Source organism: Burkholderia sp. FW306-1C-G01B (assembly GCF_058781685.1).
The window spans coordinates 698,298-724,158 of sequence record NZ_JBYSWZ010000001.1; the positions used below are offsets into that span (position 1 = coordinate 698,298).

At 65.0% G+C, this 25,861-nt stretch carries 30 protein-coding genes; 19 read left to right on the forward strand and 11 right to left on the reverse strand.

Annotation, left to right across the window (positions count from 1 at the left end; translation table 11 throughout):
• Positions 1-3: 3 nt before the first annotated feature.
• The 5 genes from AC3WLY_RS03205 (at position 4) to AC3WLY_RS03225 (ending at position 5,583) form a co-directional block, all read left to right on the forward strand.
• A complete protein-coding gene (locus AC3WLY_RS03205; protein ID WP_492310255.1) occupies positions 4-921 on the forward strand; it encodes a dihydrodipicolinate synthase family protein in 918 nt (305 codons plus the stop codon).
• 195 nt (positions 922-1,116) lie between these two features.
• Positions 1,117-2,409: an MFS transporter gene (locus AC3WLY_RS03210; protein WP_175959788.1), complete on the forward strand. Its 1,293-nt coding sequence runs from the start codon at positions 1,117-1,119 to the stop codon at positions 2,407-2,409.
• A gap of 50 nt (positions 2,410-2,459) precedes the next feature.
• The gene (locus AC3WLY_RS03215; protein ID WP_492310254.1) at positions 2,460-3,407 is read left to right on the forward strand and encodes a YncE family protein; all 948 of its coding nucleotides are present in this window, start codon (positions 2,460-2,462) and stop codon (positions 3,405-3,407) included.
• A gap of 1 nt (position 3,408) precedes the next feature.
• On the forward strand, positions 3,409-4,383 hold the full coding sequence (locus AC3WLY_RS03220; RefSeq protein WP_492310253.1) for an amidohydrolase family protein: 975 nt from the start codon (positions 3,409-3,411) through the stop codon (positions 4,381-4,383).
• Positions 4,384-4,560: 177 nt separating this feature from the next.
• Positions 4,561-5,583, forward strand: a complete 1,023-nt coding sequence (locus AC3WLY_RS03225) for a MerR family transcriptional regulator (protein WP_175959791.1) — start codon at positions 4,561-4,563, stop codon at positions 5,581-5,583.
• A 46-nt stretch (positions 5,584-5,629) separates the two neighbouring features.
• On the opposite strand, the gene AC3WLY_RS03230 is transcribed toward AC3WLY_RS03225, so the two are convergent.
• Both AC3WLY_RS03230 and AC3WLY_RS03235 read right to left on the reverse strand, forming a co-directional pair.
• Entirely contained in the window at positions 5,630-6,445 is an 816-nt protein-coding gene (locus AC3WLY_RS03230; protein ID WP_175959792.1) for an alpha/beta hydrolase, read from the reverse strand.
• Positions 6,446-6,458: 13 nt separating this feature from the next.
• Positions 6,459-7,751, reverse strand: coding sequence for an MASE1 domain-containing protein (locus AC3WLY_RS03235; RefSeq protein ID WP_072438037.1), 1,293 nt, complete (start codon positions 7,749-7,751; stop codon positions 6,459-6,461).
• Positions 7,752-8,105: 354 nt separating this feature from the next.
• Here AC3WLY_RS03235 and AC3WLY_RS03240 point away from each other — a divergent pair, with 354 nt between their 5' ends.
• Both AC3WLY_RS03240 and AC3WLY_RS03245 read left to right on the forward strand, forming a co-directional pair.
• Positions 8,106-9,062 (forward strand): LAPAL motif-containing putative phage structural protein, encoded by a 957-nt coding sequence (locus tag AC3WLY_RS03240; RefSeq protein ID WP_492310252.1) that lies wholly within the window; start codon positions 8,106-8,108, stop codon positions 9,060-9,062.
• Between the two features lie 43 nt (positions 9,063-9,105).
• Entirely contained in the window at positions 9,106-9,543 is a 438-nt protein-coding gene (locus AC3WLY_RS03245; RefSeq protein WP_310132015.1) for a GNAT family N-acetyltransferase, read from the forward strand.
• A 21-nt stretch (positions 9,544-9,564) separates the two neighbouring features.
• Here the strand turns inward: AC3WLY_RS03245 and AC3WLY_RS03250 are convergent, their stop codons facing one another.
• From AC3WLY_RS03250 to AC3WLY_RS03260, 3 genes are all read right to left on the reverse strand, one after another.
• On the reverse strand, positions 9,565-10,422 hold the full coding sequence (locus AC3WLY_RS03250; RefSeq protein ID WP_492310251.1) for a peptidylprolyl isomerase: 858 nt from the start codon (positions 10,420-10,422) through the stop codon (positions 9,565-9,567).
• Between the two features lie 311 nt (positions 10,423-10,733).
• Complete coding sequence (locus tag AC3WLY_RS03255; RefSeq protein ID WP_492310250.1) at positions 10,734-12,677, reverse strand: SMP-30/gluconolactonase/LRE family protein; 1,944 nt, start codon at positions 12,675-12,677, stop codon at positions 10,734-10,736.
• Positions 12,678-13,218: 541 nt separating this feature from the next.
• A complete protein-coding gene (locus AC3WLY_RS03260; RefSeq protein ID WP_175959797.1) occupies positions 13,219-14,523 on the reverse strand; it encodes a dicarboxylate/amino acid:cation symporter in 1,305 nt (434 codons plus the stop codon).
• A gap of 537 nt (positions 14,524-15,060) precedes the next feature.
• Between AC3WLY_RS03260 and AC3WLY_RS03265 the strand changes: the two genes are divergently transcribed.
• From AC3WLY_RS03265 to AC3WLY_RS03275, 3 genes are read left to right on the forward strand one after another with little or no spacing between them, the layout of a single operon-like run.
• On the forward strand, positions 15,061-16,206 hold the full coding sequence (locus AC3WLY_RS03265; RefSeq protein ID WP_492310249.1) for a glycosyltransferase: 1,146 nt from the start codon (positions 15,061-15,063) through the stop codon (positions 16,204-16,206).
• Positions 16,207-16,211: 5 nt separating this feature from the next.
• Positions 16,212-16,772: a hypothetical protein gene (locus AC3WLY_RS03270; protein ID WP_492310248.1), complete on the forward strand. Its 561-nt coding sequence runs from the start codon at positions 16,212-16,214 to the stop codon at positions 16,770-16,772.
• A 23-nt stretch (positions 16,773-16,795) separates the two neighbouring features.
• On the forward strand, positions 16,796-17,530 hold the full coding sequence (locus AC3WLY_RS03275; protein ID WP_310130271.1) for a polysaccharide deacetylase family protein: 735 nt from the start codon (positions 16,796-16,798) through the stop codon (positions 17,528-17,530).
• Between the two features lie 147 nt (positions 17,531-17,677).
• Here the strand turns inward: AC3WLY_RS03275 and AC3WLY_RS03280 are convergent, their stop codons facing one another.
• From AC3WLY_RS03280 to AC3WLY_RS03295, 4 genes are all read right to left on the reverse strand, one after another.
• Positions 17,678-17,863 carry a DUF1289 domain-containing protein gene (locus AC3WLY_RS03280; RefSeq protein ID WP_152855903.1) on the reverse strand — a complete coding sequence of 62 codons (186 nt, stop codon included), beginning with the start codon at positions 17,861-17,863 and terminating at the stop codon, positions 17,678-17,680.
• A 2-nt stretch (positions 17,864-17,865) separates the two neighbouring features.
• Entirely contained in the window at positions 17,866-19,137 is a 1,272-nt protein-coding gene (dmeF, locus tag AC3WLY_RS03285) for a CDF family Co(II)/Ni(II) efflux transporter DmeF (protein ID WP_492310247.1), read from the reverse strand.
• Positions 19,138-19,148: 11 nt separating this feature from the next.
• Positions 19,149-19,421, reverse strand: coding sequence for a metal/formaldehyde-sensitive transcriptional repressor (locus tag AC3WLY_RS03290; RefSeq protein ID WP_072438025.1), 273 nt, complete (start codon positions 19,419-19,421; stop codon positions 19,149-19,151).
• Positions 19,422-19,836: 415 nt separating this feature from the next.
• A complete protein-coding gene (locus AC3WLY_RS03295; RefSeq protein ID WP_072438024.1) occupies positions 19,837-20,052 on the reverse strand; it encodes a hypothetical protein in 216 nt (71 codons plus the stop codon).
• Positions 20,053-20,915: 863 nt separating this feature from the next.
• Here AC3WLY_RS03295 and AC3WLY_RS03300 point away from each other — a divergent pair.
• From AC3WLY_RS03300 to AC3WLY_RS03340, 9 genes are all read left to right on the forward strand, one after another.
• Positions 20,916-21,200, forward strand: a complete 285-nt coding sequence (locus tag AC3WLY_RS03300; RefSeq protein WP_175959803.1) for a hypothetical protein — start codon at positions 20,916-20,918, stop codon at positions 21,198-21,200.
• A 297-nt stretch (positions 21,201-21,497) separates the two neighbouring features.
• Entirely contained in the window at positions 21,498-21,701 is a 204-nt protein-coding gene (locus AC3WLY_RS03305; protein WP_034181431.1) for a cold-shock protein, read from the forward strand.
• Between the two features lie 734 nt (positions 21,702-22,435).
• Complete coding sequence (locus AC3WLY_RS03310; RefSeq protein ID WP_072438497.1) at positions 22,436-22,720, forward strand: hypothetical protein; 285 nt, start codon at positions 22,436-22,438, stop codon at positions 22,718-22,720.
• A 47-nt stretch (positions 22,721-22,767) separates the two neighbouring features.
• Entirely contained in the window at positions 22,768-22,977 is a 210-nt protein-coding gene (locus AC3WLY_RS03315) for a hypothetical protein (protein ID WP_492310246.1), read from the forward strand.
• A gap of 33 nt (positions 22,978-23,010) precedes the next feature.
• Positions 23,011-23,223 carry a 30S ribosomal protein S21 gene (gene rpsU, locus AC3WLY_RS03320; protein ID WP_034181433.1) on the forward strand — a complete coding sequence of 71 codons (213 nt, stop codon included), beginning with the start codon at positions 23,011-23,013 and terminating at the stop codon, positions 23,221-23,223.
• Between the two features lie 19 nt (positions 23,224-23,242).
• A complete protein-coding gene (locus tag AC3WLY_RS03325) occupies positions 23,243-23,440 on the forward strand; it encodes a hypothetical protein (protein ID WP_425130435.1) in 198 nt (65 codons plus the stop codon).
• A gap of 46 nt (positions 23,441-23,486) precedes the next feature.
• Entirely contained in the window at positions 23,487-23,828 is a 342-nt protein-coding gene (locus tag AC3WLY_RS03330; protein ID WP_175959805.1) for a hypothetical protein, read from the forward strand.
• Between the two features lie 26 nt (positions 23,829-23,854).
• A complete protein-coding gene (locus tag AC3WLY_RS03335) occupies positions 23,855-24,154 on the forward strand; it encodes a hypothetical protein (protein ID WP_425130395.1) in 300 nt (99 codons plus the stop codon).
• Positions 24,151-24,330, forward strand: coding sequence for a hypothetical protein (locus tag AC3WLY_RS03340; RefSeq protein ID WP_492310245.1), 180 nt, complete (start codon positions 24,151-24,153; stop codon positions 24,328-24,330). Before AC3WLY_RS03335 ends, AC3WLY_RS03340 begins: the two co-directional genes overlap by 4 nt.
• A gap of 307 nt (positions 24,331-24,637) precedes the next feature.
• Here the strand turns inward: AC3WLY_RS03340 and AC3WLY_RS03345 are convergent, their stop codons facing one another.
• Positions 24,638-24,841 carry a hypothetical protein gene (locus AC3WLY_RS03345; protein ID WP_175959808.1) on the reverse strand — a complete coding sequence of 68 codons (204 nt, stop codon included), beginning with the start codon at positions 24,839-24,841 and terminating at the stop codon, positions 24,638-24,640.
• A 248-nt stretch (positions 24,842-25,089) separates the two neighbouring features.
• Positions 25,090-25,809, reverse strand: coding sequence for a Crp/Fnr family transcriptional regulator (locus AC3WLY_RS03350; RefSeq protein WP_492310244.1), 720 nt, complete (start codon positions 25,807-25,809; stop codon positions 25,090-25,092).
• Positions 25,810-25,861: the final 52 nt, after the last annotated feature.

Here is a 25,861-nt window from a genome sequence, read left to right on the forward strand (position 1 = left end):
GCCATGAACGCACGCTACCAGGGCGTCTTTCCGGTCGCGCCGACGATCTTCGACGCGCACGGCGCGCTCGATCTCGACGGCCAGCGCCGCTGCATCGACTTCATGATCGATGCCGGTTCGCAGGGCCTCTGCATCCACGCGAACTACTCCGAGCAGTTCGCGCTCGGCGACGACGAACGCGAACTGATCACGCGCACCACGCTCGAGCACGTCGCGGGCCGCGTGCCGGTGATCGTCACGACGTCGCACTTCAGCACGCGGATCTGCGCGGAACGCAACCGGCACGCGCAGGCGCTGGGGGCGGCGATGGTGATGGTGATGCCGCCGTACCACGGCGCGACGTTTCGCGTGCCGGAGGCATCGATCCGCGCGTTCTTCCACGAGGTAAGCGACGGCCTCGACATCCCGCTGATGATCCAGGACGCGCCCGCGAGCGGCGTCGCGCTGTCCGCGTCGTTCCTCGCGACGCTCGCGCGCGAGATCGATGCGGTGTCGTACTTCAAGATCGAGACGGCTGGCGCCGCGTCGAAGCTGCGCGAACTGATCGCGCTCGGCGGCGACGCGATCGAGGGGCCGTGGGACGGCGAGGAAGGCATCACGCTGCTTGCCGATCTCGACGCCGGCGCGACCGGCGCGATGACGGGCGGCGGTTATCCGGACGGGATTCGCCGGATCGCCGACGCCTATTTCGCCGGGCGCCGCGACGAAGCGTGCGAGCAGTACGCGCGCTGGCTGCCGCTGATCAACTACGAGAACCGCCAGTCGGGCTTTCTGACCGCGAAGGCGCTGATGCTGGAAGGCGGCGTGATCGCGTGCGACCGGCCGCGCGCACCGTGGCCGGAATTGCATCCGCAGGTGCGGGCCGGGCTGCTCGACGTCGCGCGGAGACTCGACCCGCTCGTGCTGCGCTGGGGGCATTAGACGTTCGGGCGCATGCGGTGTGCGCTTCACGGCTCCGGCCCGACGCGCACGCCGCGCGGCCGGACAGACGTTCGCGCCGATGGGGAATGCGCGCATGCGTTGCGCATCGGCGGTTAACCCCCGTGCGGATTCGTCACGGCGTGACAGCGGTCCATCAGAAGATCGCTGAAGCAGATCAACAATATTGGAGACATCATGAATTCGTTGACCCCGGCCACCCCGGCATACGAAGCCGGCGAAGCCGTTCCGCGCCGCCGCTGGCTGCGCGTGATTCCGCCGCTGCTGCTCGCCTGCATCATTTCCTACATGGACCGCGTGAACATCGCGTTCGCGATGCCCGGCGGGATGAACGCCGAGCTCGGCATGGACGCGACGATGGCCGGCCTCGCCGGCGGCATCTTCTTCTTCGGCTACCTGTTCCTGCAGATTCCCGGCGGCCGGCGCGCGGCGCTCGGCAGCGGCAAGAAGTTCATCGCGTGGTCGCTCGTGAGCTGGGCCGTGCTGTCGGTGCTGACCGGGCTCGTCACGCATACCTGGCAGCTGCTGGCGCTGCGCTTCCTGCTCGGGGTGGCCGAGGGCGGCATGCTGCCCGTCGTGCTCACGATGGTCAGCCACTGGTTCCCCGACCGCGAACGCGGCCGCGCGAATGCGATGGTCATCATGTTCGTGCCGCTCGCCGGCATGATCACCGCGCCGCTGTCCGGCTTCATCCTCGCCGCGTATGACTGGCGTCACCTGTTCTTCAGCGCGGGCGCGCTGTCGCTGCTGTGCCTGATCGCGTGGATGATGTTCGCCGACGACGGCCCGGAGACCGCGCGCTGGGTGTCGCCGCGCGAGAAGGCGTACATCCTCGACGCGCTGCGCGACGAGCAGGAACGCAAGCGCGCGGCCGGCACGCCGGCCGCCGCATCGTTCGGCGAGATGCTGCGCAACCCGACGATCTGGCTGCTCATCGCGATCAACTTCTGCTATCAGGTCGGCATCTACGGCTATACGATGTGGTTGCCGACGCTGCTGAAAAACCTCACGCACGGCGGGATGGGAAAGGTCGGCCTGCTCGCGATGCTGCCGTATGTCGCGATGGTGATCGGGATGTTCGTCACGTCGTATTTGTCTGACCGAACCGGCAAGCGACGCCTGTTCGTGCTGCTGCCGCTCGTCGGCTTCGCCGCGTGCCTCGCGCTGTCGGTGCTCACGCATGAATCGATGGCCGTGTCGTTCGCGTTCCTGATCGGCTGCGGCTTCTTCCTGCAGGCGGCCGCCGGCGTGTTCTGGGCGATTCCGCCGAAGCTGTGCAGCGTCGAGACGGCCGGCAGCGCACGCGGCCTGATCAATGCGCTCGGCAATCTCGGCGGGTTCTGCGGCCCGTATGCGGTCGGCGTGCTGACCCAGCACGTGAGCGCGGCGGCCGGTGTGTACAGCCTGGCGGTCACGCTCGCGGTGGCCGGCCTGCTCGCGCTGACGCTGCCGAAGCGCTGCGAGGACTGAACGCTGATACCTGATATGCAGGCCCGCGAACGAAATAACGGAGACACGCCATGAACGACATCCTGCTGCTGGTGCAGAAATGCGCCCATACCTTCAGTTTCTACGACCTCGACACGAAAGCCGCGCTCAAGCACATCGTGCTGCCGAACTTCCCGCACGAGTTCACCGTCGACGCGAACGAGCGCTACGCGTACGTCGGCATCTTCGGGATCGAGACCGCATGGTCGCGCGGCCATGAAGGCGACCACCGGATCGCCGAGATCGACCTCGTCGAGCGCACGCACACGCGCATGCTCGACCTGTGGCCGTACTACCGGCCGCACGGCATGGCGAGCGACCGCGACGGCCGGTTGTACGCGATGAGCGAGGCGCACGACATGCTGCTCGTGTTCGACGAGCCGACCCGGCAGCCCGTGCCGAACATGGCCGTGCCGTCCGGCGGCGTGAAGACGCACCTCGTGACGCTCACACGCGACGCGAGCCGCGCGTACGGCGTGCACCTGCTGTCGAACACGGTCACGCAATTCCATCCACGCGACGCGACGGTCGCGCCACGCGCGGTGATGCCCGGCCCGCGCCCCGAAGGCAATGCACTGTCGGCCGACGAGCGCACGCTGTTCGTCGCGAATCGCGGCGACGACACGCTCGTCGAGATCGACACGGAGACGATGACCTGCGGCCGCCGCGTGAAGACGCGCAGCGATCCGAACCGCATCTACCGGACCAGCGCGCCGGACGGCCGCGACCTGCTGCTACTGACCAATTCGGGCGAACGGTCGATCTCCGTGTTCGATGCACGCCAGCTCGAGGAAATCGAACGCATCGCGCTGCCCGCGAACCCGACCGCGCTGTCGTTCCATCCGTCGCGGCGCGTCGCCTACGTGTCGTTCCAGGACGACTACGTGCGCGAACTCGATCTCGATACCTGGCGTTTCGTCGGCGCGCTGGCGACGCTGCGCGAGCCCGACGCATCGTATGTGCTCACGGGAGCACGCTGACATGCGCGACGGAGCGCCGCCCGACGGATCGCCGCCCGACGGCATGCCGGATGCGCTCGTCGATGCGCATCACCACCTGTGGAAGCTCGATGCGGGCGTGCACTATCCGTGGTTACAGACGCAATACGATCCGGCGCGCTTCATGTTCAGCGATTACGCGGCGCTGTGCCGCGATTTCGGCGTGGACGATTTCCGGCACGCGGCGCAACGCGCGCCGATCGTCGCCAGCGTGCACGTCGAGGCCGAACGCGCACGCGACGAAGCACTGGCGGAAACACGCTGGCTGCACGAAGTCGCGGCGGCACACGGGTTGCCTTCGGCAGTCGTCGCGTGGGTCGACCTGCTGGCCGGCAATGCGGACGAACGGCTCGCGGAACAGGCCGCGTGGCCGCGCGTGCGCGGCGTGCGCTTCAAGCCGCGCACCGCGTCGTCGCCGGATGCGCCTGTCGACGGGCCCGGCACGCTGCACGATCCGCGCTGGCCGGCCGCGCTGGAACGCGTCGCCGCGCACGGCCTGTGCTGGGATCTGCGCGTGCCGTTCTGGCATCTCGGCGACGCGGCCGCGCTGCTCGCCGACGCACCCGCTGTCGACGTCGTGCTCGAACATGCCGGGCTGCCGTGGGATCGTTCGGACGCAGGGCTCGCGCGCTGGCGCCGCGGCATGGAAGCGCTTGCGGCATCGCCGCGCGTGGCCGTGAAGATTTCCGAACTCGGCTTGCGCGACGCCGCGTGGAACAACGCGGACAACGCGCGGATCATTCGCGACACGATCGCGATCTTCGGCTGGGAACGCTGCCTGTTCGCCAGCAACTTCCCGGTGGCCGGCCTGCGCGTGTCCTATCCCGCGCTGCTGCGCACGTTCGCCCGCGCGATGGCGAACCTCGACGACGCGGCACGCCGCGCGATCTGGCATGACAACGCGGTGCGCGTTTACCGGATTGCGCTCGATGGGCCATCCCGGCCGGCTCGCGGATAACGCCGCTTTCCGCGCCTTTCCCCATCTCGTCGATCGGGCATCACGCCGAGCCGCTGCCGCCGGCCAGGTGGCAGCGCGGTCGCGTATTCGCCCCTTCGCCCGTAATCGTGCTTGACCCGGCCCTTGGGGTCGCCTTTATGCTGTCCACAACGAATCGACAGCAGAGAGAGGTGACGGATGGGTACGTCCACGCCCCGTTTGAGCGCATCGGCGGCCGCCGCGCAGCTCGGCGTATCGGTCAAGGCGCTGCGGCTGTACGAACAGCACGGCCTCGTGACACCGGAGCGCACACCTTCCGGATACCGTGCCTACGGCCCGGACGACCTCGCACGCGCGGCCGACATCGCGGCGCTGCGAGCGCTCGGCTTCAGTCTGGCACTGGTGGCGAGCGTGCTCGATGGCGATGCACGCAGCCTGGACGACGCGTTGGCCGCTCACGAAGCAGTGCTTGAGCAGGGCATTCAGGATCTCGTGCGCAAGGTCGACAGCGTGCGCGCGATCCGCGCCGGCCTTGCGCGCGGCCGGATGCCGGCCGACGGCGAACTGGCGCGGCTGCTCGACGATACCGGCGCCGGCGTCGCGTTCAGCCTGCCGTGGCCGTGGGGCGGCGAGTGGTTCGAGTGTCGCGATATCCGGCCGTTGAACTACATCATCGGCTCGCTGGGAAGCGGCAAGACGCGGCTGGCGCTTCGGCTGGCCGACGCGCTGCCCGGCGCCGCGTTCGTCGGCCTCGATCGGCTGGAAAACGATGGCGCTGCCGCATGCGATTCGTTGCGCGTCGATCCGGAACTGAAGTCGCGCGTCGACCACGCATCGGCCGCGCTTGCCCGCAACGGCGCGACGCCGTCGGCAGCGTTGACTGCGCTGCTCGTCAGTCTCGAAGCGGATGGCCCGCGCGCGCTGGTCGTCGACATGATCGAACAAGATCTCGACCGGCCCACGCAACAGGCGTTGATCGCCCATCTGCGCGAACGCGCAACCGCCGGCATGCGGCCGCTGTTCCTGCTGACGCGCTCGTCGGCCATCCTCGATCTGTCGGCGGTTGGTCCGAACGAATCCATCATCCTGTGCCCGGCCAATCACAGCCCGCCTTCGCGCGTGGCGCCTTACCCGGGCACCCCCGGCTACGAAGCGGTTGCCACGTGCCTTGCGTCGCCCGAGATCCGCGAGCGGATCGCGCGTCGGCCGGAAGTGGCGTAAGCCGTCATCGGTTCCTGGCGCCGGCGACAGGCCGGCGCATCGACCGTCACGACTCCAGCCGCCCCCTCCTGCGCGCCATCGCCGGACTCACCGCACACCCCGGATCGAACCCGAAGAATTCGAGCACGTGCCGCGCGACGTCGTCGCGATCGTTGTCCGCGCAGATCATGTGATAGCTGTTCTCCAGCACGATCCCGCGCGCATCGGGCATCTTCTCCAGCAGGAAATCGGCCGAGCGCAGGCTCGTCAGCTCGTCCTCGCGCGCATGCAGCACGAGCGTCGGGCATCGCGTATCGGCCGCGGCCTCGAGCGCCCAGTCGCGCATCCGGTCGACCTGCCGCACGCACGCGAGCGGCACCCACGCATAGTGGAAACCGTCCTGCCGCTCGAACTTCTTCTTCACGATCGCGCGGATCGTCGCATTCTTGATGCCGAACGGCTCGCCCTCCTCGACGCGCATCCGCTCGGCCACACCCGGCACGCGATACAGCACATGCCGCAGCGACCGATACCACGGCGTCGACCAGCCGTCGATGAACACCGGCGTGGCCAGCAACGCGAGCCGGCCGCGCGCATGCTGCACGCGTTGGCACAGCAGCAGCGCGACCAGCGCGCCCATGCACATGCCCGCGACATGCAGCGTGTCGTACTCGCGTTCCAGCACGCGATATTGCTCGGTCACCGCGTCGAGCCACGTCTCCGCGCGCACGCCGACGAGATCCTCGGGGCGCGTGCCGTGCCCCGGCAGCGTGATCATGTGCGTGTCGCCGCCCGCGCGCCGCATCGCCTTGTGCAGCGAACCGAGATCGTATTGCGTGCCGCCGAGCCCGTGGATCAGCAGGACGCCCGTGCGACCTGTCATGACGCGTGTCCGCTCATTCGTCCGCCGGCCACACGCGCTCGATCTGCCAGACGCCCGCGACCACCGTCACGTCGACATTCGAATCGAGCAGCGGCGCGCCGTGATCGGTGATCGTCTGCGTACCGCCGTCGCGCTGCACGACGCGCAACGACAGCGACGCGCGATCCTCGCCCGCGATCTCCGCATTCCAGTAGTCGCTCAGCGCAGCGCGGTCGCCCGGCTGCACGCGTTCGAGCACGAGCGGCACGCTCGCGATCTGTGCGTGTTCGACGCCGACGCCGAACACGCGCTCGACGTCGCCGCTCCACTCGATCCGGCCCGACTCCGGATCGAGCACATATGCGATCTGGCCGGCGCTGGCGAGCGCGAGCTCCATGTTGTTCTGCAGCACCGCCGCATGCTCGTGCACCCGTTCGCGCGTCGTCTTCAGCGTGCTCACCGTCAGCACCAGCAGCGACGCGACCGCCAGATAGAGCTGCGCCTCGAGCAGCGAACTGCCGTAGTGCTCGTGGAACGACGCGAACGGGCCGTCGCCCTGCGCGGTCTGCTCGATCACGATCAGCGCAAGTATCAGCACCGACGACGAACCCGCGCGGCCGCCGAGCAGCAGCGTCACCGCGACGGTCAGGAACAGCGGGACATACGTGAACGCGAAGCCGGCGCCCGTACCGAATTTCCGCGACGTGTCGCCGTCGAAGATCACGAGCGCGACGATCGCGAGCAGCACGAACGCGACGACGCCGAGCATCAGGTCGAAGCGCTCGTGATCGCCCGAACGGTGCGCGCGGAAGCGCGACCACGACGCGAGCACCGGCGTGACCAGCAGCACGCCGACGAAATCGGAAGCTGCCCATACGAACCACACGTCGAAGAACGACGCGTCCTTGAGCGTCGCGTACCACGCCGCGCCGCCGATCGCGCCGACGACGCCCGCGATCAGCCCGGCGAGGATCACCGAGCGCAGGAAATACAGCCCTTCGAGCGAGAAGCGCACGCGCTGAACGAGCCACACCGCGAGCGCGGCCGCGCCGACTTCGTCGACCGTGAACAGCACCGCGTTGACCAGGCTGCCGTGTTCGATGCCGGTCAGCGCGAGCTGCGCGACGAGGAACGCGCCGGCCAGCGTCAGCCATTCGCGCAACGGCCGCAGCATGAACGCGCCGACCGTCACGCCGGCCGGCAGCCAGATATAGCCCGTCAGCCGGACGGGGCCGTTGAACTCGTGCGAGATGTAGCCGGTCGCGAGATACAGCACCGCCCAGAGCAGCGCGGCGACGAGCCCCGGGCGGGAACGTTTGGTGTCCATCGAGGATTCCTGTGTGCTGCGCCGTGCGGGCGAGCGCGCCGGCCGCGTTGTCAACGGCAGGCGCGCCGGCCACCGGCGCGTACGCGATGTGCGCATGATATGCGGCGGGAGCGGACGGGGGAATACCGGAGCCGGAAGCGCATCGATCGGCCGGCGGTACCCCCGCAAGTCGGCGCTTGTGACCGGCAAAGTATCGGAAAAGTTCGTCGTTTGCCGGACGCTATCAGGACAGGTCAGCGTGTCGTCCTGGCCGGACGGCCAAAATCGCGCGCAGCCGGTCGATCACGACTGACATGAAAGGCATCCGAAAGCGTTCGTTTCAGGTATCGTCCACGTCTCCAGCCAACATTCCGGATGACCGCACCCAATGGAAACCGTACCGGCACGGCCGATATCGGCCCCTTTGATGCAATGAGCAGATTTCGCGTCACGTACGACGGGCCCGCGCTCGAATCGTCCGAGATGGACGTGCGCGAACTTGCACCCGCATTGTTTGCAATCGGCGATTTGCTCGACGCGTCGACCCGCGCGCTGTGCGGCGATCAGGTTCGGCCGCAGGTAAACGTGCGCGGCAGCTTCAAGACCGGCAGCTTCGGCATCGACTTCACGCTCGCAACATCGCTGCTCGGCCGCATGCGCGACATGCTGAGCGGCAACGAAGGCACGGCGCTCGCCAATGCGGTCACGATCCTGACCGCGCTCGGCGTCGCCGCGCCCCGCGCAAGGAACGGGCTCTTCGCCGTCCTCAAATGGTTGCGCGGGCGCGAGATCCAGCAAGTGCGGATGCAGGACCACACCGCGGTGCTGCACGTCGACGGCGACGAACTCGAGATCGACCTGCCCGTCCTCACCCTGCTGCGCGACGTCCGCGTTCGCAACGCAACCGCACAAGTCCTTGCGCCGCTCGCGCGTGAAGGCATCGTGATTTTCGCGGCCGGCACCGATACGGAAGTCATCGAGACGGTCACCCGCAACGAGATCGCGTGGTTTCTCGCGCCCGAACAAGCCGATGCGCTCCTTCTCGACGAACATCGAAAGATGGCGTTCTCGATCGTGTCGCTCGCGTTCAAGGACGACAACAAGTGGCGACTGTACGACGGCTCATCGACGATTCACGCGGCGATCACGGATACCCGCTTCCTGTCGCGCGTGAACAACAGCCAGATCCGCTTCAGCAAGGGGGACGTGCTCGTCTGCAATGTCCGAATGCAGCAGTGGCAAACCTCGGACGGCGCAAAAACCGAATACGAGGTCACGGATGTCCTCGAACATCGCCCGGCCGGCCGGCAGATTCAGTTGCCCGGCCTTTGATCCGCGTCGAAGATCAAGCTCCCGACACAACCCGTCATCCATCATGAAACCGACGATCGATCTGCGTCCTGCCTCCTTGGAGGACCTCCCGTTCCTGCGGGCCCTCCGCCGGCTCACGATGACCGAGCACCTGCAACGGGTCGGCGCGCCGACCGACGACGAAGCGCACGACCGGCGCATCCGCGCGCACTTCGAAGACGCGATGATCGTCTGCGAAGGCGCCACCGCAATCGGCTTGCTGAAGGTGACGCGCTCCGCCGGCGAATGGCACGTCCATCAGATCCAGATCCTCCCTGCCCGCCAGGGCCGGGGCATCGGCGAAGCCGTGCTGCGCGAACTGCTGACCGATGCGGCACGCGAGAACGTGTGCGTATCGCTCAGCGTGCTGCACGGCAATCCGGCGCGGCGCCTCTACGAACGGCTCGGCTTCCGGCCTGCATCGGAAACGGAAACGAGTGCGAGCCTCGTCTGGCGCGCATGACGCGTCACTATCGACGCCGCGCTATTGCGTGATCTTTGCGTCCTTCAGCAACTTGCCGATCATCTGTGCACTCGCCTTCTCGACCGCAATCGCCTGCAATTGCTGCTGAAGCACCGGCTTCGCAGTCTCGAAGCCCGGCACCTGCGTCGGCCGCTTCGCATCCAGCTTCACGATGGCCCGCACGCCATCGACCGGGATCGAATCCTTCGTCGCTGCGCCGACCGTCAGTTTCTCGAGCGCCTGCGCGATCGGCAGCGGCAATCCGCCCGTCTTGCCTTCCGCCGCCGGCGTATTGAAACTCACCCACGGCAGCTCGCCGCCGGCATCGCGGCTCGGCGCCATGCTGTACTGGCGCGCCAGCCCGTCGAACGACTTGCCCGACTTCAGCTCGCTCAGCACGGTCGCGGCCGTCGCCGGATCCCTGACGACGATCAGCCGCGGCTTGTACTCGTTCTTGCCAAGCGCCGCGACGAGCGCGTCGTAACGCGCCTTGACCTGCTCGTCGGTCACCGGCTCGGGCTTCACGTTGTCGCGCACGTACAGTTGCACCTCGGCATTCGTCTTCGCCTGCTGGATCGCCGCCTTGACCTCGGGCTTGTCCGCGTAGTTCGCTTTCTCCGCGGCCTGCTGAACCAGCACGCGCGTGATCAGTTGTTGCTTGATCGCGTCGCGGATCTGCGGCGAGTCGGGCTGCCCCGACGCGCGCAGCATCGCATCGACGTCCGCCTGCGTGATCGCCGTGCCGTTGACGGTCGCAACGGTTGCCGTCGCGCCGGACGGCTGCGACGCAGCCGCCGTCTGGGCGAGGGCAGGACCGCTCAGCACGCCCGCCAGCGCGGCAATCAGCAACAGGCGGTTCGGTGTCGTTTTCATCTTCATCGTTTGATCGCTTCGTGCTCAAGGAACGCGGCATGGGGCTGCCGCGCAGGTTCGCCGGCGCAGCAACGCATCGGCGCAACCGCTCATTCAGGTTCGACATCACGAGCACAGGCAGCCTCCGCCCGTGCCGCTGTCATTGTGCACGGAACCGCGTTTGCGCGTCGGGAGGTTGGGGACGGCCGCACAAGGCGGCGAAGCGCGCGTTGCGCGCGCCGTTCATCGTAAACGTCGAATACGATCGTTGCTTCGCGGGCCCGGCCGCCAGTCGAAGCGGCGACAGGCACGCTTCACCGGCACCGGCCGCACCGCCGTCAGGGCGTCCATCGATACACGGTGATGCTGTTCCCCTTCACGTTGTTCTTCATCACCACATACTCGCCGTTCGACCGGCGGTACGCGCGAATGCTGTACATCGCGTCGATCGCGCTGCTGGTATCCACGGTCGCGGGGCTCGCGTTGACCAGCGTGGTGTCGAGGTTGCCGGTGGTGAGGTTGAACGCGTCGACATTAGGCCACAGCGGCCCGCTGCTGCTGAACCAGTAACCGACGAACAGATGGTTGCCGGCCGCGTCGATCGATTTCGCGCCGCTGTGCGGCAGCGTGATCACCGGATCCGGCTTCGTCGTGTTGCCCGCGCTCCAGCCGTGATACACCTCGATGCGCGTGCCGATCGACGTCCAGTCGTTGGTCCCGACCGCGCCCTGCGCGAGCACCATCGTGTCGCTGTCCGCGAGGTAGACGATGCGCGTCAGCGGCTGGACGCTGGCGGGAACGCGGATCGCGACGCCCGGCCCCCACGACGGCTTGCCGCTCGCGTCGAAACCGGTCAGCGGGTAGTGATAGATCGCGCCGGTCTTGTCCAGGCCGGCCCACACGCCGCCCTTGCTGTCGAGGCTGAACCCGCTCGTGACGCGCTGCGTCGTGTTGAACGCGGGGCCCGGAATCGATCCATCCGGAATCGCGATATAGCCGTTCGCCGCGTTGAAATGGAAAAAATAGAAGACCGGCGGATTCTGCCCCGCCGCGACGAGGATCCGGTTCGCGCCGACGGACGTGAGCAGCCCGAAATGCTCGTCGCGCTGCGTGTCGCTCATGTTGATGCGCGGATCCGACGGGTACGCGAACGGATCGACGGTGTTCGCGACGAACGTGCCGCCCGCGCTGCCGCTGTATACGTGCGTGCCGCCATAGAACAGCGCGCCGTCCGTGACCGGGTCCGGCGCGGCGATGCCTTCGAAGTTCAGCGACTGCAGCGTCCAGCGCAGGCTGCCGGCGCTGCTGTACGCATGAATGTCGGTGGCGCCGTTGCGGCCGAGATCCCAGCTTCCGCCCCACGGGTTGTTGAGCACATAGAGATTGCCGGCGCTGTCCTTGCCGATTCCGGCGATGCGCGTGAAGCGTTTCGCGCCGACCTGCCCCTTGATGCCCGTCGTCGTGTCGAGATAGCCGCCGCGCACGCCGAACGTGCCGGCCAGCGCGGGCCGGCCCGACACCGTATAGCGCTTGACGTTCATGTCGGGGCCTTCGTCGCCCACCATGAGCTGCCCGGCCGCCGCATCGAAATACAGCGCCGACGGCTTCGACCCGGCCGGCAGCCGGATCGTGTTCAGCAGCGCGCCGGCCGGGCTGAAGCCGACGACCGAACCCGCGCTCTTCTGCGCGACCCACACGTTGCCCGCGCCATCCACCGCGAGCGCGCCCGGCCCCGACACGTTGATGTCCCGCTGCCAGACGCCGTCGGTGGTGAACACGCGCACGCGATTGCCGTAGAAGTCGCTCGCATAGAGCAGCGAGCCGGCCGTCGCGAGCCCGGTGACGACGTCGATGCGCGGCTGGTTGGTCGCCGCGCTGATCTGGATCACGCGGTCGCGATACTTCGTGGCGCGGTTGTACCGCCCGACCGCGCCGCTGCCGTAGGTTTTGCCGGGCTGCAGCGCGACGAACAGCGACGTCGCGTTGCCCGTGATCGCGCTGCCCTGGAATTCCGAATGCGTGCCCATCGAGCCGACGCTCTTGCCGTTCTGGTAGATCGCGACACCGCCTTCGTCTTCGTCCCACATCGACGCCGTGTAGATGACGCCTTCGGGCGCAACCCACATCGAGCGCGCGACGTTGCCGACGTGGGCCGCGAGCGTGCCGTACGTGTTCGCCAGCCAGTCGGTGGTGTTGCCTGCGTGAGCGGCCGGCGCGATCGCGGCGATTGCGGCGATTGCGCCGGCAAGAAGCGCAGCCTGAATACGTTTTCCAGCGACCATGACTGATGCTCTCCTGAATGGGGCAAACATTCACATGAGGGGGCGGCCGGCCGGATGGCTTGAAATGCGCGATGCGTAAATTGTTCCGCTGAATCATCCGGCTCAGTCGGTATTACGTGCGGCATGCGTTCGATAATGAGCAGGGCGAGAATAGCGTTATATAAATCGAAAAAAATTGCGGACCGGCCGTGCCATGGCGCTTTTCGCCGAATCGGCTTCGATCGCATCGCCCGTGGCAACCAGGCACCCCGACAGCGGGCGCGGCGGTGCGACAGTGAATGTTCACTTGCGCGCTCGATCGGGAATGGGGGAAACCGGAGAAATCAGGCCGTTCGCCTGCGAGAATATCGCAGCTGGTTCAACGACGAAAGATTGAAACCGCGAATGCCGTTTACGGCGAATCGGGAAAAAGCTACCGCATGCAATGCGGAATCATTGCCCCAAAAACAAATCGCCGGCCTGAATCTGTTTCGAATCCAGGCCGGCGATTGTCATTTACTGTGGAGCAGGCAATGCGCCGTCGCCGCCGCGTTGCCACACATCATGCCGATGCCGACGTCTCCGGCACCTTCACCTGCATGACGCGCCCTCCGTCTGGATCATCGTCGTCGCGCGGCGCGTCGAGCTGCCCTTCCCACTTCGCGACCACGGCAGCCGCGATCGAGTTGCCGACGGCGTTGGTGGCCGAGCGCCCCATGTCGAGGAACATGTCGACGCCCATGATCAGCAGCAGCCCTGCTTCGGGCATGTTGAACTGGTTGAGCGTCGCCGCGATCACGACCAGCGATGCGCGCGGCACGCCTGCCATCCCCTTCGACGTCACCATCAGCATCAGCAGCATCGTGATCTGCGTGCCCAGCGGCAGATGGATGCCGTACACCTGTGCGATGAACAGCACGGCGAACGTGCAGTACATCATCGAGCCGTCGAGGTTGAACGAGTACCCGATCGGCAGCACGAAGCTCGAGATCCTGCGGTTCACGCCGAAGCGGTCGAGCGCGTCCAGCAGCTTCGGATACGCGGCCTCGGAGCTCGCCGTCGCGAACGACAGCAGGAACGGCTCGCGGATCAGCCGGATCAGCGTGAACGCGCGCTTGCCGAGGAACGTCACGCCGGCAAGCGTCAGCACGCCCCACAGCAGCGCCAGCGCCAGATAGAAGCTCGCCATGAACTTCGCGAACGTGAGCAGGATGCCGAGCCCTTCGGTCGTGATCGTCGACGCCAGCGCCGCGAACACCGCAACCGGCGCGAACCACATCACCGCGCCCGTTACCTTCAGCATCACCTGCGCGAGATCGTCGATCACGCCGGTCAGGCGCTTGCCCGCTTCGCCGAGCGCGGACAGCGCGGTGCCGAAGAAGATCGAGAACACGACGATCTGCAGGATTTCATTGTTCGCCATCGCCTCGGCGATCGACTTCGGCACCAGGTGAACCACGAAATCCTTCAGCGTGAATGCGCCCGTCTTCAGGTTGAGGGCCGCGTCGGACGCCGGCAACGGCAGGCTCAGATGGCTGCCCGGCTGCAGGATCGTCGCGGTCAGCAGGCCGAGCAGCAACGACGTGAACGACGCGATGAAGAACCAGCCGAACGCCTTGACGCCCACGCGGCCGACCGCGCCGCCGTCGCCCATCTGCGCGATGCCGACGGTCAGCGTCGCGAATACCAGCGGCGCGATGATCATCTTGATCAATCGTAGGAACACGTCGGACAGCAACGACACGTAGCCGGCGACTTCCTTGGCCATCTTCGGGTCCGGAAACGCGCTATGGCACGCGTAACCCACTGCGATACCAAGAATCATCGCGACGACGATGTACTTGGTAATGTTGTGCTTCTTCTTCATTAGCAATCCAAATTACAGAGCGTGTGCTTCTAACGGCTGGAAAATTATTCGCGTCCGGCTGCGAATCGGAACTCACGTCGCCATGCGTGCGACAGGCCCGCGTCCGGCGGTCGCCAGGGCGGACAGGGGGGGCATTCTAACGCAAATGGCGCGCCGGCTTTCAAATCTGAAAGAAAAGGCGGTTGATCTGCGTCCATGCGGCCGCCGGAAAGGCGGGCTTTGTCGCGATCCGGCCGAACGGCGCGAGCGGCCATCGAGCGCCGCGACCTCGACGGACAGGCCGCCCGCGTTGACCCGCGACGACACGGAAAGACGATCGCGACACATTCGCACAAAGATGCGCAGACCTCGACACTACCGCGCGTAACCTCTATGTAATATTTCGAAATGATTCGCGTTGCCGTCACGCCCGAGCGGCAATGCGCAATCGCGAGTCGGGAATGCGCAGCCGCGTTCGAGCCATTGTTCCAGACAGGGCAAGTCGTTCGCTTGATAAGCAGTCCTCCCAATGAATGAACGGGAAAAATCGGCATCGTGATGAACATTCTGTACACCAACTTCCACGGCGACTATGGCGGCGGCCAGGATACCTACGTCCGCGATCTCGCCGCCGCGATGAGCCGGCATCACCGCGTGACCGTCGCGTCGCCGGAAGGAAGCCGCCTGTCGCGGCTGTTGAAGGACAGCCCCGACGTGGCCATCTTCGACATGGAATTCAAACCGCGCTGGAACCGGCTGTGCCAGGAGCTTGTCCGGCTGCGCCAGCGGATCGTCGCCGAGCGCTTCGACGTCGTTCACGTCAACGGGTCCGCCGATCACCGGCAGGTGATGCTGGCGCTGCTCGGGTGCCGGCACCGGCCCGCGGTCGTGCTCACCAAGCACAACACGTATCGCGCCGACAGCTTCGGCAACCTGCTGCGTGCACGGCTTGCAACCGACCACACCATCGCGGTCAGCGACTATGTCGCGAGCATGCTCGCGCTCCGGTCGCCGTACGGGAACGTCACGGTCGTCAAGCACGGCGTGCGCAGGCAGGCTGCGGAACGACCGGCGGGCGACGAGATCCGTCGCCGCAAGGTCGCGCTGTTCGGGCCGTCCGGCGCGGACGCGATCGTGCTGGGCAGCAGCGCCGGCACCGCGCCGGAAAAAGGCTGGATGGATCTGATCGCGGCGTTGGGCCGCCTGCCCGAACACGAGCGCGAGCGGTTTCGCGTGCTGCTGGTCGGTGCTGAGCCGTCCTGCGACCAGCGCGAGCAGATCGCGCGGCACGGCATGACGTCGCGCATCGCATTCACCGGACGGCTCGACGACGTATGCGCGCCGTTCTCGATCATCGACGTGTCGTTCGTGCTGTCGTACCACGAGAGCCTGTCGTACGCGTGCCGCGAAGCAATGTCGCTGGGCTGCCCCGCGATCGTGACGCGCGTGGGCGGGCTGCCCGAGAACGTCGAGCCGGGCGTGGACGGATGGGTCGTTCCGCCGCGCGAGCCCGAAGCGATCGGGGAGATCCTGCGCGCGATCGTGCGCGAGCCCGGCTGCGTCCGCGCGATGGGACGCAGCGCGCGGCTGAAAGGCAAGCGCGAGTTCTCGTTCGACACATTCGTCGACGCGACTTTGTCCGTCTATCAGAAATCGATTCGACACAACCCGTATCGCTGGATGGCGTCCCTGAGGTCCATGTGATGGCCATGAATATCTGGAAGAAGTATTGGGGCCTGCGGACGCAGGAGTGCCCGTGCGACGTGCACTTCGTCGAGTGGCTGGAATCCGTTCGCCTCAACGGCATCCGCATCTATCACTTCGGCACCGGCGGCCACCACCATGTCGGCGTGGAATGCGCACGGCCTCACCTGAACAACACGGTCTTCGGCGTGACGGCGTCGCCGAAGGAATACAAGTCGTATGTCGACCTCGTCACGCGGCAACCGGAAGTCAGCAAGACCTACCTCGCGTATTTCGGCGACGTTTATACAAGCAACTCGGACCTGCTGCCGTCGTTCGACGTCGTCACGCTGTTCCACCTGTGCGAATTCCGCGACGAGACGAACAGCCGATATGGAGCGAAGACCGACGCGGAAGTGCTCGACCTGTTCGCCCGCCATACCGCACGCGAAGGTCACCTGCTGTTCTACAAGGGCTCGTCGGCCTATCGGAAGGCCGAACCTGTCATCGAACAATGGGCGGCGAATGCCGATTTCGTCGAGGTCGGCGACTTCAAGACCCTGCGGATTTTCCGCAAGGCCGCGTAACCCTGCGTTGTCACGATCCACCGATGCTTCTGTCCGCCACGCGCTATCCGATCCTGATGTATCACCAGATACGCCCGCTGCCGCCGCCGCCCGACCGGCTGCGCGGCCTGAGCGTTGCGCCCGACGCGTTCCGCCGCCAGATGACGCTGTTCAGGCGGCTCGGCTACCGCGGCCTGAGCGTGCGCGAACTGCAGCCGTATCTGCGCGGCGAGCGCAGCGGAAAGGTCTTCGGCATTTCGTTCGACGACGGCTTTCTCAACGTGCTCACGCATGCGATGCCGGTGCTGGACGAGCTCGGGTTCACCGCGACCTGCTACTTCGTCGCCGGCCGGTTCGGCGGCGAGAACGACTGGGATGCGGGCGCCGATACCGCACGCTCGCCGCTGATGACGTGCAAGGACATGCTCGCGTGGCGCGATCACGGCCACGAAATCGGCTCGCATACGCTCGATCACGTCGCGCTGTCGCACGTGCCGGCGCACGTGTCGGATCTTCAGGTAACCGAGTCGAAGCGGCGGCTCGAAGCGCTGAGCGGCCGGCGCGTCGAATCGTTCTGCTATCCGTACGGCGATCTGGACGCGCGCGTCCGCGACCAGGTCGTCGCCGCCGGGTACGGCAATGCGACGACGACCCGGCGCGGTTGCGCCGATACGTCCGACGATCCGTTTCTGCTGCCGCGAATTCCGGTAGCGGGCGGCGTCGGTGCGCTTCGATTGCTGTTCAAGTGTGCGCGTTGGCGGGTGCGCAAGCGCGGGTAGCGCAGGGAACAGCGCTTGTGACATGGCGAAATGGTAAAGCGTCGGCACCGAATTCGATCCGGCCGATGCCGGCGCACGGATCGATGCCTTTGTCGAATCAAGGTTTTCCGGATCGCGGCCGCCGCCGCGATCGCCGCGCGTGCGCGATCAGTCCGATGTTTCCCGCGCGAGTTTTGCCTGCCGCCGGGCCCGGTCGTTCACGATCTGGTGGCGCCGATGGTCCGTCATCTTCTTCCACGCGCGCGCTTCGTCCCGCGTTCGCAGGCACGCCACGCAGTAGCCCGTTCTGCCGTCGAACGAGCACACGTCGATGCAGGGCGATTTGACCGCCATGCTTATTGCCCCCGCGTCGCCGGCACGACTTCGACGGTGACATGCGACAGATCCTTGAACCGCTGGAGCACGCCGTGATAGAAGCGCGAATCCCGCTTCGGGTCGTCCGTCGCCACCGACACGACCGCACTCATGTGCCCCGGCCCGAGACGCCAGACGTGCAGGTCGTTGATCGTGTCGCCGCCGCCTTCGATTGCGCTGCGCACGTTGTCCGCCAACCGACGGTCCGCACTCATGTCGAGCAGGATGCCGCCGGTGTCGCGCATCAATCCGTATGACCAGTTCGCGATCACGAGCGCACCGATGATGCCGGCCAGCGGATCCATCCAAAGCCAGCCGAACGCGCGCGCGAGCAGCAGCCCGACGATCGTCAGCACGGAGACCGCCGCGTCGGCAATCACGTGGACGTAGGCCGAACGGATGTTGTGATCGCGCGCCGCCGCGGACGCGCCATGGTCGTGCTCCTCGAATGCGAGTTCGTGCTCGCGCCCGTTCAACCGGACAATCGCCCTGAATTCATGCGGCTCGGGAATGTTCTCGACCGACTCCAGGCACGCACCGCGCACGCTCATCGCGAACGCCTGCCGCGTACCGTCCGGACGAATCGTCGTGATCGATGCAGCCGTGACGTCGCCGAGCGTCGTGCCGGAGATCGCCGGTGAGATGCGGAACATCGGCGGCACGCCGTCTTCGAAGATCGACACGAAGAACGCGCCGCTTTGGTCGAAGACCTTGTGCGTCACCTCATCGTGGTCATGGTCGTGATCGTCGTGCCCATGCCCGTGGTGATGCCCATGACCGTGCCCGTGGTGGTCGCCGCTCAGCAGCCAGACGCTCGCGATGTTGACGAGCAGGCCGGCAACCGCGATCGGAATGGCCTCGCCGAAATGGATCGGAACGGGCTCGAGCAAACGCGCGACCGCTTCATAACCGATCAGCAGCGCGATCATCGCGAGCACGATGGCGCTCGTGAAGCCGGCCAGGTCGCCGAGCTTGCCCGTGCCGAACACGAATCGCGGGTCGCTCGCATGCCGGCGCGCGTACATGTACGCGAGCGCGGCGATCAGCATCGCGCCCGCGTGCGTCGACATGTGCAGCCCGTCCGCGATGAGCGCCAGCGAGCCGAAAATCGACCCGCCGACGATCTCGGCCACCATCATTGCCGCGCACAGCGCGATGACCATCCAGGTCCTGCGTTCGTTCTGTTCGTGTGCGGCGCCGAGAAAAATGTGGTCGTGCCCTGCGCCGAAGGCGGCGTTCCTGAAGTCGCTCATCCCTGCCCCGATTATTTGAAGTAGCTGTGAACGACTTCGATCAGCTGTTCGGTCGCGCTGCCCTCGTCCTCGTGCCCCTCGGCATCGACAAGATGGCTGCGGATGTGATCCTCGAGCACGACCGCAAGCAGGCCGTTCATCGCACCGCGGCCGCTCGTGATGAGCTGGAGGATTTCGTTGCAACCGCGCTCTTCCTCCAGCGCGCGTTCGATCGCTTCGACCTGTCCCTTGATCCGGCGGACACGATTCAGCAGCTTCTGCTTTTCCTTGACGGTGTGGCTCATGGCGATCCTTTGATATACCGGGGGGGAGTATATCCGGAAAGGATTTTCCATATAGGGGGTGGGGGTATGTCGGACAAGATAACAACGCTGTCGCTTCGCCTGCACAAGGATTTCGACGTCCTCGGGCGATCGATCATTTCCCGGGCAACGCGGTGATCCAGGCCGAAATCGCGCGGCAGGACTGCAGCGCGCTCGTCGACACCCTGCCGTCGCCGTGCGAGCCACACGCCGAAGATCCGGCTTTGCGTCGGCCGCCTGTGTCCTTGGCCGCTTGCGAAAGTAGAACGAGTGTCTTGTGCACGATCCTGCTGCCGCAAACGGCCTCAACACCGAGCACAAATGCGGGTCATGTCGCTGAAGTTACAGTCGACGCAAACGAGTGCGACGGAGACTCGCTCCAAGCAGCGCGCTCGCTTCAACCAAATTGGGCGGTCAGCCATCCTTCTGCCCATTTTGTCGCGTATGCAACCGCGTCATCGCGCGCATCGAAACCAGCCAGATCGCCGCTGGCGTGTACTTCCCGCTCGCCTCCGTCCAGAAGAACCGTGGTGATCCTCACATGCGCGATGTACTCTCCGTCCGCCCTGCGGGGTGTCGGATCGATTCGGAACCGTGTCGAATTGAAGAGCATGGGCTCCTCCCTGTTGGGTTACCGCGAACCAGGCTGTCGCGGGAGCAGCGCGAGAAAGCGTCGGACTTCAAGAAGTGCCATTGTCCGATCAGCCTCCTGACAGGATTCACGACTCGCCATCCCGCTTTTGCAGTGTGGCGCACGACCCGATACGAACATCAGGAAAGCATCCGCATCGACCTCGCAGCGATGGTCGCGGATAGACCGGCGAGCGAAATGCTGCCCCTGGGTAGGGATTGAAGCCCGTTGCTCCGGAATTCCTTCGGAGCCGCACTCGAGCGGTGGGACAAGAGAGGGGTGTCAAACACTTAGCAAGGGTGCCCAGCTGATCGGTCGCCTTTCACCAGATTCGACGAGAAGCCCGATCGCATTCGTGGGAGCACGCTGAGCAATGCGTTGGAACCGGTCAGGGGTCATCCAACGATTCGATGGTACGCCGTTCCATAAATTTGCATAGCGAAATTCCCTGCGAACGCGTGCCTCCAAGGCGTGTCGTCACACGACAGCACGGCACGAATCACGGCGACAGCGCGTATAGTGGAGCCAGCTTTCCTCGACATTCGCGCGTCTGTTCGAGAATCGGGCACCCGCAAGAGGTTCGAGGTCTGGCCGGTCGTTTTCGTACGTATCCTCGCCGGTTCCGGAAAGCAGTCGCGGCACTTGTGGGGCGACATCATTCATGTGCCGGGCCATGCATGGGGGCCGATTCGCATGGATGCTTCATCAGGCGTCGCGGGCTTCGAGCAGGCAGTGCCGGCCGGAGATATCAACGGGTGCATTCGCGCGATGTCCTGCGAATCGAACAGCGTCGACACGAGTTGGACCGGCTAACGTAAGCCCTCCCTGGAACAAACAGCGCCACCATGAAAATCGACCGCAGTTCCATTCCCCACTACCTCGTCCTACGTGCCGGCTGGCCACCCTACGTGTTGAATGCAGACCGCCTGGTGCTCCGTCGCGAAGCGAGCCCGCTGCTGCGCGCGTTCGCGCGAACGCGCGGAAGGTGCGCACATGTCGATGACGTCGCGTGGAACATCTTCTCCGATGCAGAGGGCCTTTCGATGATCGAGCGTCGGGAAACAGGGTTCTTCACGTTGATCACCGGAACCGAGACCGAGCATCAGTTGCATTTGCTGGCAACCCTCTGACGTTGCAATCGGGACGGCGTACGGCCAGGGCCGACGAAGGGCCGCGCGCGGGGATTTTTCGCGCATTTTTTTTGGAATGCTGATTTTCCCGGGCAGTCGCTTGTTCTGCCCCTCGGCCGAAAGCGCTTGACACCTTCGTTGCCGAGGCGTACTGTCAGCCGCTGAAGTATTCAAGAAGCGCGATTGCTGCCCATCATTAACCGCGGCCTGCGGTATTCGTTGTCCTCTCCCTCCTTGATTATTTTTTCCCGCGTCCATTCAGGGCGCATACGCTCGTCCATTTTCAGGAGATCTAACATGGATACCGGTACCGTCAAGTGGTTCAACGACAGCAAGGGCTTCGGCTTCATCACGCCCGACGCAGGCGGAGACGATCTGTTCGCGCATTTCTCGGAGATTCGCGGCGACGGCTTCAAAACGCTCGCCGAAGGCCAGAAAGTCAGCTACGAAACCAAGAGCGGCCCCAAAGGCCTGCAGGCGTCGAACATTACCGGCCTGTAAGTTCCCACAAGCCGTCAGTCCCGTTCACGGAGCGGCACGTAACTGCCGCTTCCTGCGCATACGCACCTCCATCGCGGGCGCCACGCGTCCCGATGCAAGCTCGACCGGGTCATCCGTTTCGCATTCGGACGTCGAACATGCGCGTATGCAGATGCCCAGCCCCTCGCAGCGCGCGTGTCCAGCCGCGCGTGCGTGATCGGACGAGTCCCGCTCGGCGGATCGCTCAAGCCGCGCAGCAGGAGAACCCGCATGACCAGAAGTCAACCTCGCAGTAATAAGGCGCCTCCGCGTGCCAAGCCTGCCATGACCCTGCCCAAGCTCGGCACGGCATTGAACTGGGTGCCGCCCAAGGCTCCCGCTATCGAGAAATCGCGCCCGAAGAAGCGCCCGCCTGCTCCGTAATAGCGGAACGAGCCAACCGCTGCGCGACGAAGAGGCAAAGAGGCGGCCGCCGCTGCCGTGCAGCGCGATCTCGGCGTGATGGGCCGAAGCGCGTCGACGCGCGCAATCCGGAATAAGTTGAACGCCCAACAAACGAAGCGCGTATGATGGGTTTATTCGGGCGATCACTTGCCGTCTGACTGCTCACCCCTCCATCTACCCTCTTGCTGCATCGCCCCTCCCTCGCGCTGCAACGTTGTCCCTTTCACCCCACCGGCACGCCCTGCAACGGCGATACCGGCCGGATGTGTTCGCCCATGCAATTCGTGGTGGCCGAACGCCAGGAGTTTGCCATGAGCATGCATGTCTACCGTGGATTCGAGATTTATCCACTGATTTACCCCCACGTACCGGCGCCGGATGGCAGTCCGCATAACTACGATGCCGGTTTCGACGCAGCAGTCAAGATTTGCCTTCGCGGCACCCCCGACACGGTGACGCAGAGCCAGACGTTCAGATTGCGCGACAACTCCCCGTTTGACAGCGCCGGTGACGCACGTCGCGCTTCGCTGCGCTACGCCGAGAACATCATCGACGACAATCGCGAGAAACAGGGCTTCTTTTCCAACGGGCTCTGACACGCAGCGGCAACGCAACGCAATCTGTCGGCGATTTGGAGGACAACATGATCATCGACGAACTACTCGGCTTGATCAGGCGGCGTGAGGTCAGCTGGACCGGCACCGTCCTGCCCGCCGGAATCGCCGACTCGGCACGAAGCCATCAGCAAGAACTGCAAATGTTCGTGGCGGTACGCGCGCTATCGATGGGAGCCGGATATTCGGAATTCGAGTCCGACGAGATAGCGAGCGCCGTCATGACACGACTCGGCTAGTTTTCCGTTCAAACGTTCCCAAACAGGATCCACATGACAACAGTCACACTCAAGGTCAACGAACCGATCGACGTCGCGCTGCGGCGATTCCGACGCACCATCGAGAAAACCGGGCTGATTCGCGAGTTGCGCAGTCGCACCAGCTACGAAAAACCCACGACTGAACGCAAGCGGAAAAAGGCCAGCGCCGTTTCCAGGCAGCGCCTGCGCGCGAAGCGCATGTTGCCGCCCCGCAAAATGTACTAGGGAGCACATCGTGTACAAGATGCCGGACGACGAGCCGCCATTTTTCCCGTTGACGAAATGCGAAGTCGATTTCGATCAGCAGAAAGACATGGTGACACTGCTGCCGAGCTTCTATGCGTTCGGATGCGAGTACACCAGCCGCGGTTTTCTGATCGGGCGGGACGATGCGTTCAAACTGATTGCCGCGATCGAGAAGGCGCTCAGCATCCAGGGATGAGCCGACGCCGGCACACTCGCGAGCATCGACAACCAGAAGATGGACTATGCGCGTCCCGACCAAGTACGTTGATCTGCTCTATTTCCTCGTTGTCCTGCAACTCGTCACCCAAAGGCAGTCTCGCGAATGGCTGTCGCCCTTTCAGCTCGTCGAATCGCTGCAAGGCTGGCTGATCGTCCATCGCGCGAAATGCGAGTGGCGCGATCGTGTCTGGATAGGCCATGCGTCGCTCCAGATAGCGAAGTCGGTCCGCCCGGTCGGCAACGCTGCATTTTCGGAACCGCTCGTTGGTGCGGCGAAAGACCCGGCGCCCCCTCCACGAGACGCTCTCGCGGGTCGGGCGAGTCTACGGATGAAATGCATCCGCTACCTCAGGGAGCATGTCTGATCGCGGCAGCACTCGCACGAGCGACAATGCGTCCAATCACGCAGATGGCGCAGACCGCCGTCTGCAACCGCATCACTCGATCGATCGGCAACCGTGCCGCTGGCTGCTGCCCGGCCTCGACCGCCTCCGCGGCCGCGCCGCGCGACACGGCCGTTTTCCACGAAGGCGCGCCGCAAACGGCGGTGTTCGCCGTCGAACTGGCGATGCAATTCGACAGGGACATCGTCGATGGCGAGATCGCTCCAGCAGAGATCCGACCCACCAACCGCGGCGAATTCGCCGCGACTGGCCGACAACCCGCTCACCTCGCTCCGAGGGAACCATGAAATACCAGGAAAGCACGGCAATCGATCGACGCGATCAGGCAACCCGGCAAAAGCTGCGCGACGACCTCGCCCGCGCCGACATCAAACGGGCCGACAAGCGTACGCAAAACGACGCCCGCATCGACTCCAATGCGAGCAAGTGGCGCTATTTCAGTCCCGACCATCGGGTGAAGTAGATGACGCGGCACTGCTCCCGGCGCAGGCGGCGGTTGACGTTCGCGCCTCGCGTCGTCGTGCGCGCATCGCGCAGGCTGCACCGCAGACGTTCCGGCGTCAGATACCCTGGCGCAGGCGGATCGAGAATTCGACGCTGGCCTTGATTCCGCGCTGCTCCGCGCAACGACATCGCGGCATTGCAGGCGCCGTTTGTCGTAACGAGCGACGTGCCAAAGTAAAAAGCCGGCGCTTGGCCGGCTTCGAGTTCCGCCTTGCTGGGGCGGCTCCTCGTTCTGTTTGAGAACGAGGAGTTTTGCTACGCCTGGGTTAATGATTCGACATAAAACCCATGCCCAGACGTTTCCTTGCATCGGAAATGCGTTGCTTGGGTGTGACGGCTTTCCACGAAAAGGTATGGCGTCTTTGCCAGTCCGGATGAACAACGGGCATTCCATCGTCGGTCGCGCGTGCGTCCGCCTGTTCCTGTTGCCCGTCCTGCGGATTCTTTTCTCGTTTCAGATGATCGTTCATCGACAAGCTCCCTCAGGAAACCGCGTTTCGTCATGGATTGGCTTGCGCCGCCCGAGTCGGGATAAAACTGCGCAAGCGATACGGATCGCAACGGCCCGCTTCCGTCACGGCATACGTCTCTCCATGAAGTCTGCGGCCGATCTGCAGTCTGTGCGTCATGTACCACCATGCACCTGCGGGCTTCGGCAGTCGGTACGCTGCCGTACGAACCCGATGGCACGGACAGGCGCGTGGCCTCGGTGCCGGTTCTAAAGGCGCTTCAAATCAGGAAGCAAGCGGTCGAATTCTCTCCTGACCACGCCGTAGCATTCGCACACACGCTTTTCGAGCCCGGATCGATCCAATACTTCGATGTGCCCATAGTTGTACCAGATCAATCCGGCATCCTGAAGTTTCAGCGCAGCTTCCGTCACGCCCGATCGTCGGACACCGAGCATGTTGGCGATCAACTCCTGCGTCATCTTCAGTTCGCTCGACGGCAGCCGGTCGAGACTGAGCAGGAGCCAGCGGCACAGCTGCTGATCGATTGAATGATGTCGATTGCAGACGGCGGTCTGCGCCATCTGGGTGATGAGCGCCTGGGTGTAGCGCAGCAAGAGCCGCTGCATCGACCCGCCTCGACGGAACTCGTCTTTCACGATGCGTGCATCGAGTCGGTAAGCGTGTCCGGCGCTTTGGACGATCGCGCGGCTCGGGGTCGTTTCGCCCCCCATGAACAGCGCGATGCCGATCAGCCCGTCGTTGCCGACGATGGCAATTTCGGCTGACGAACCGTCCTCCATCACGTACAACAGCGAGACGATGGAGGTCGTCGGAAAATAGACATGACTGAGTGCACCACCCGACTCGTACAGCACCTTTCCCAACGGCATGTCGACCAGCACAAGCTGCGGCGAAATATGCGCCAGAGCTTCTGCCGGCAAGGCTGCGAGCAGATGATTTTCAATCGGGGACGGCTGCGCCGACATAGCTCGCTCCTGCAGTGATTGCGGCCTTCCCCCAACGCGACTCGACGCCACG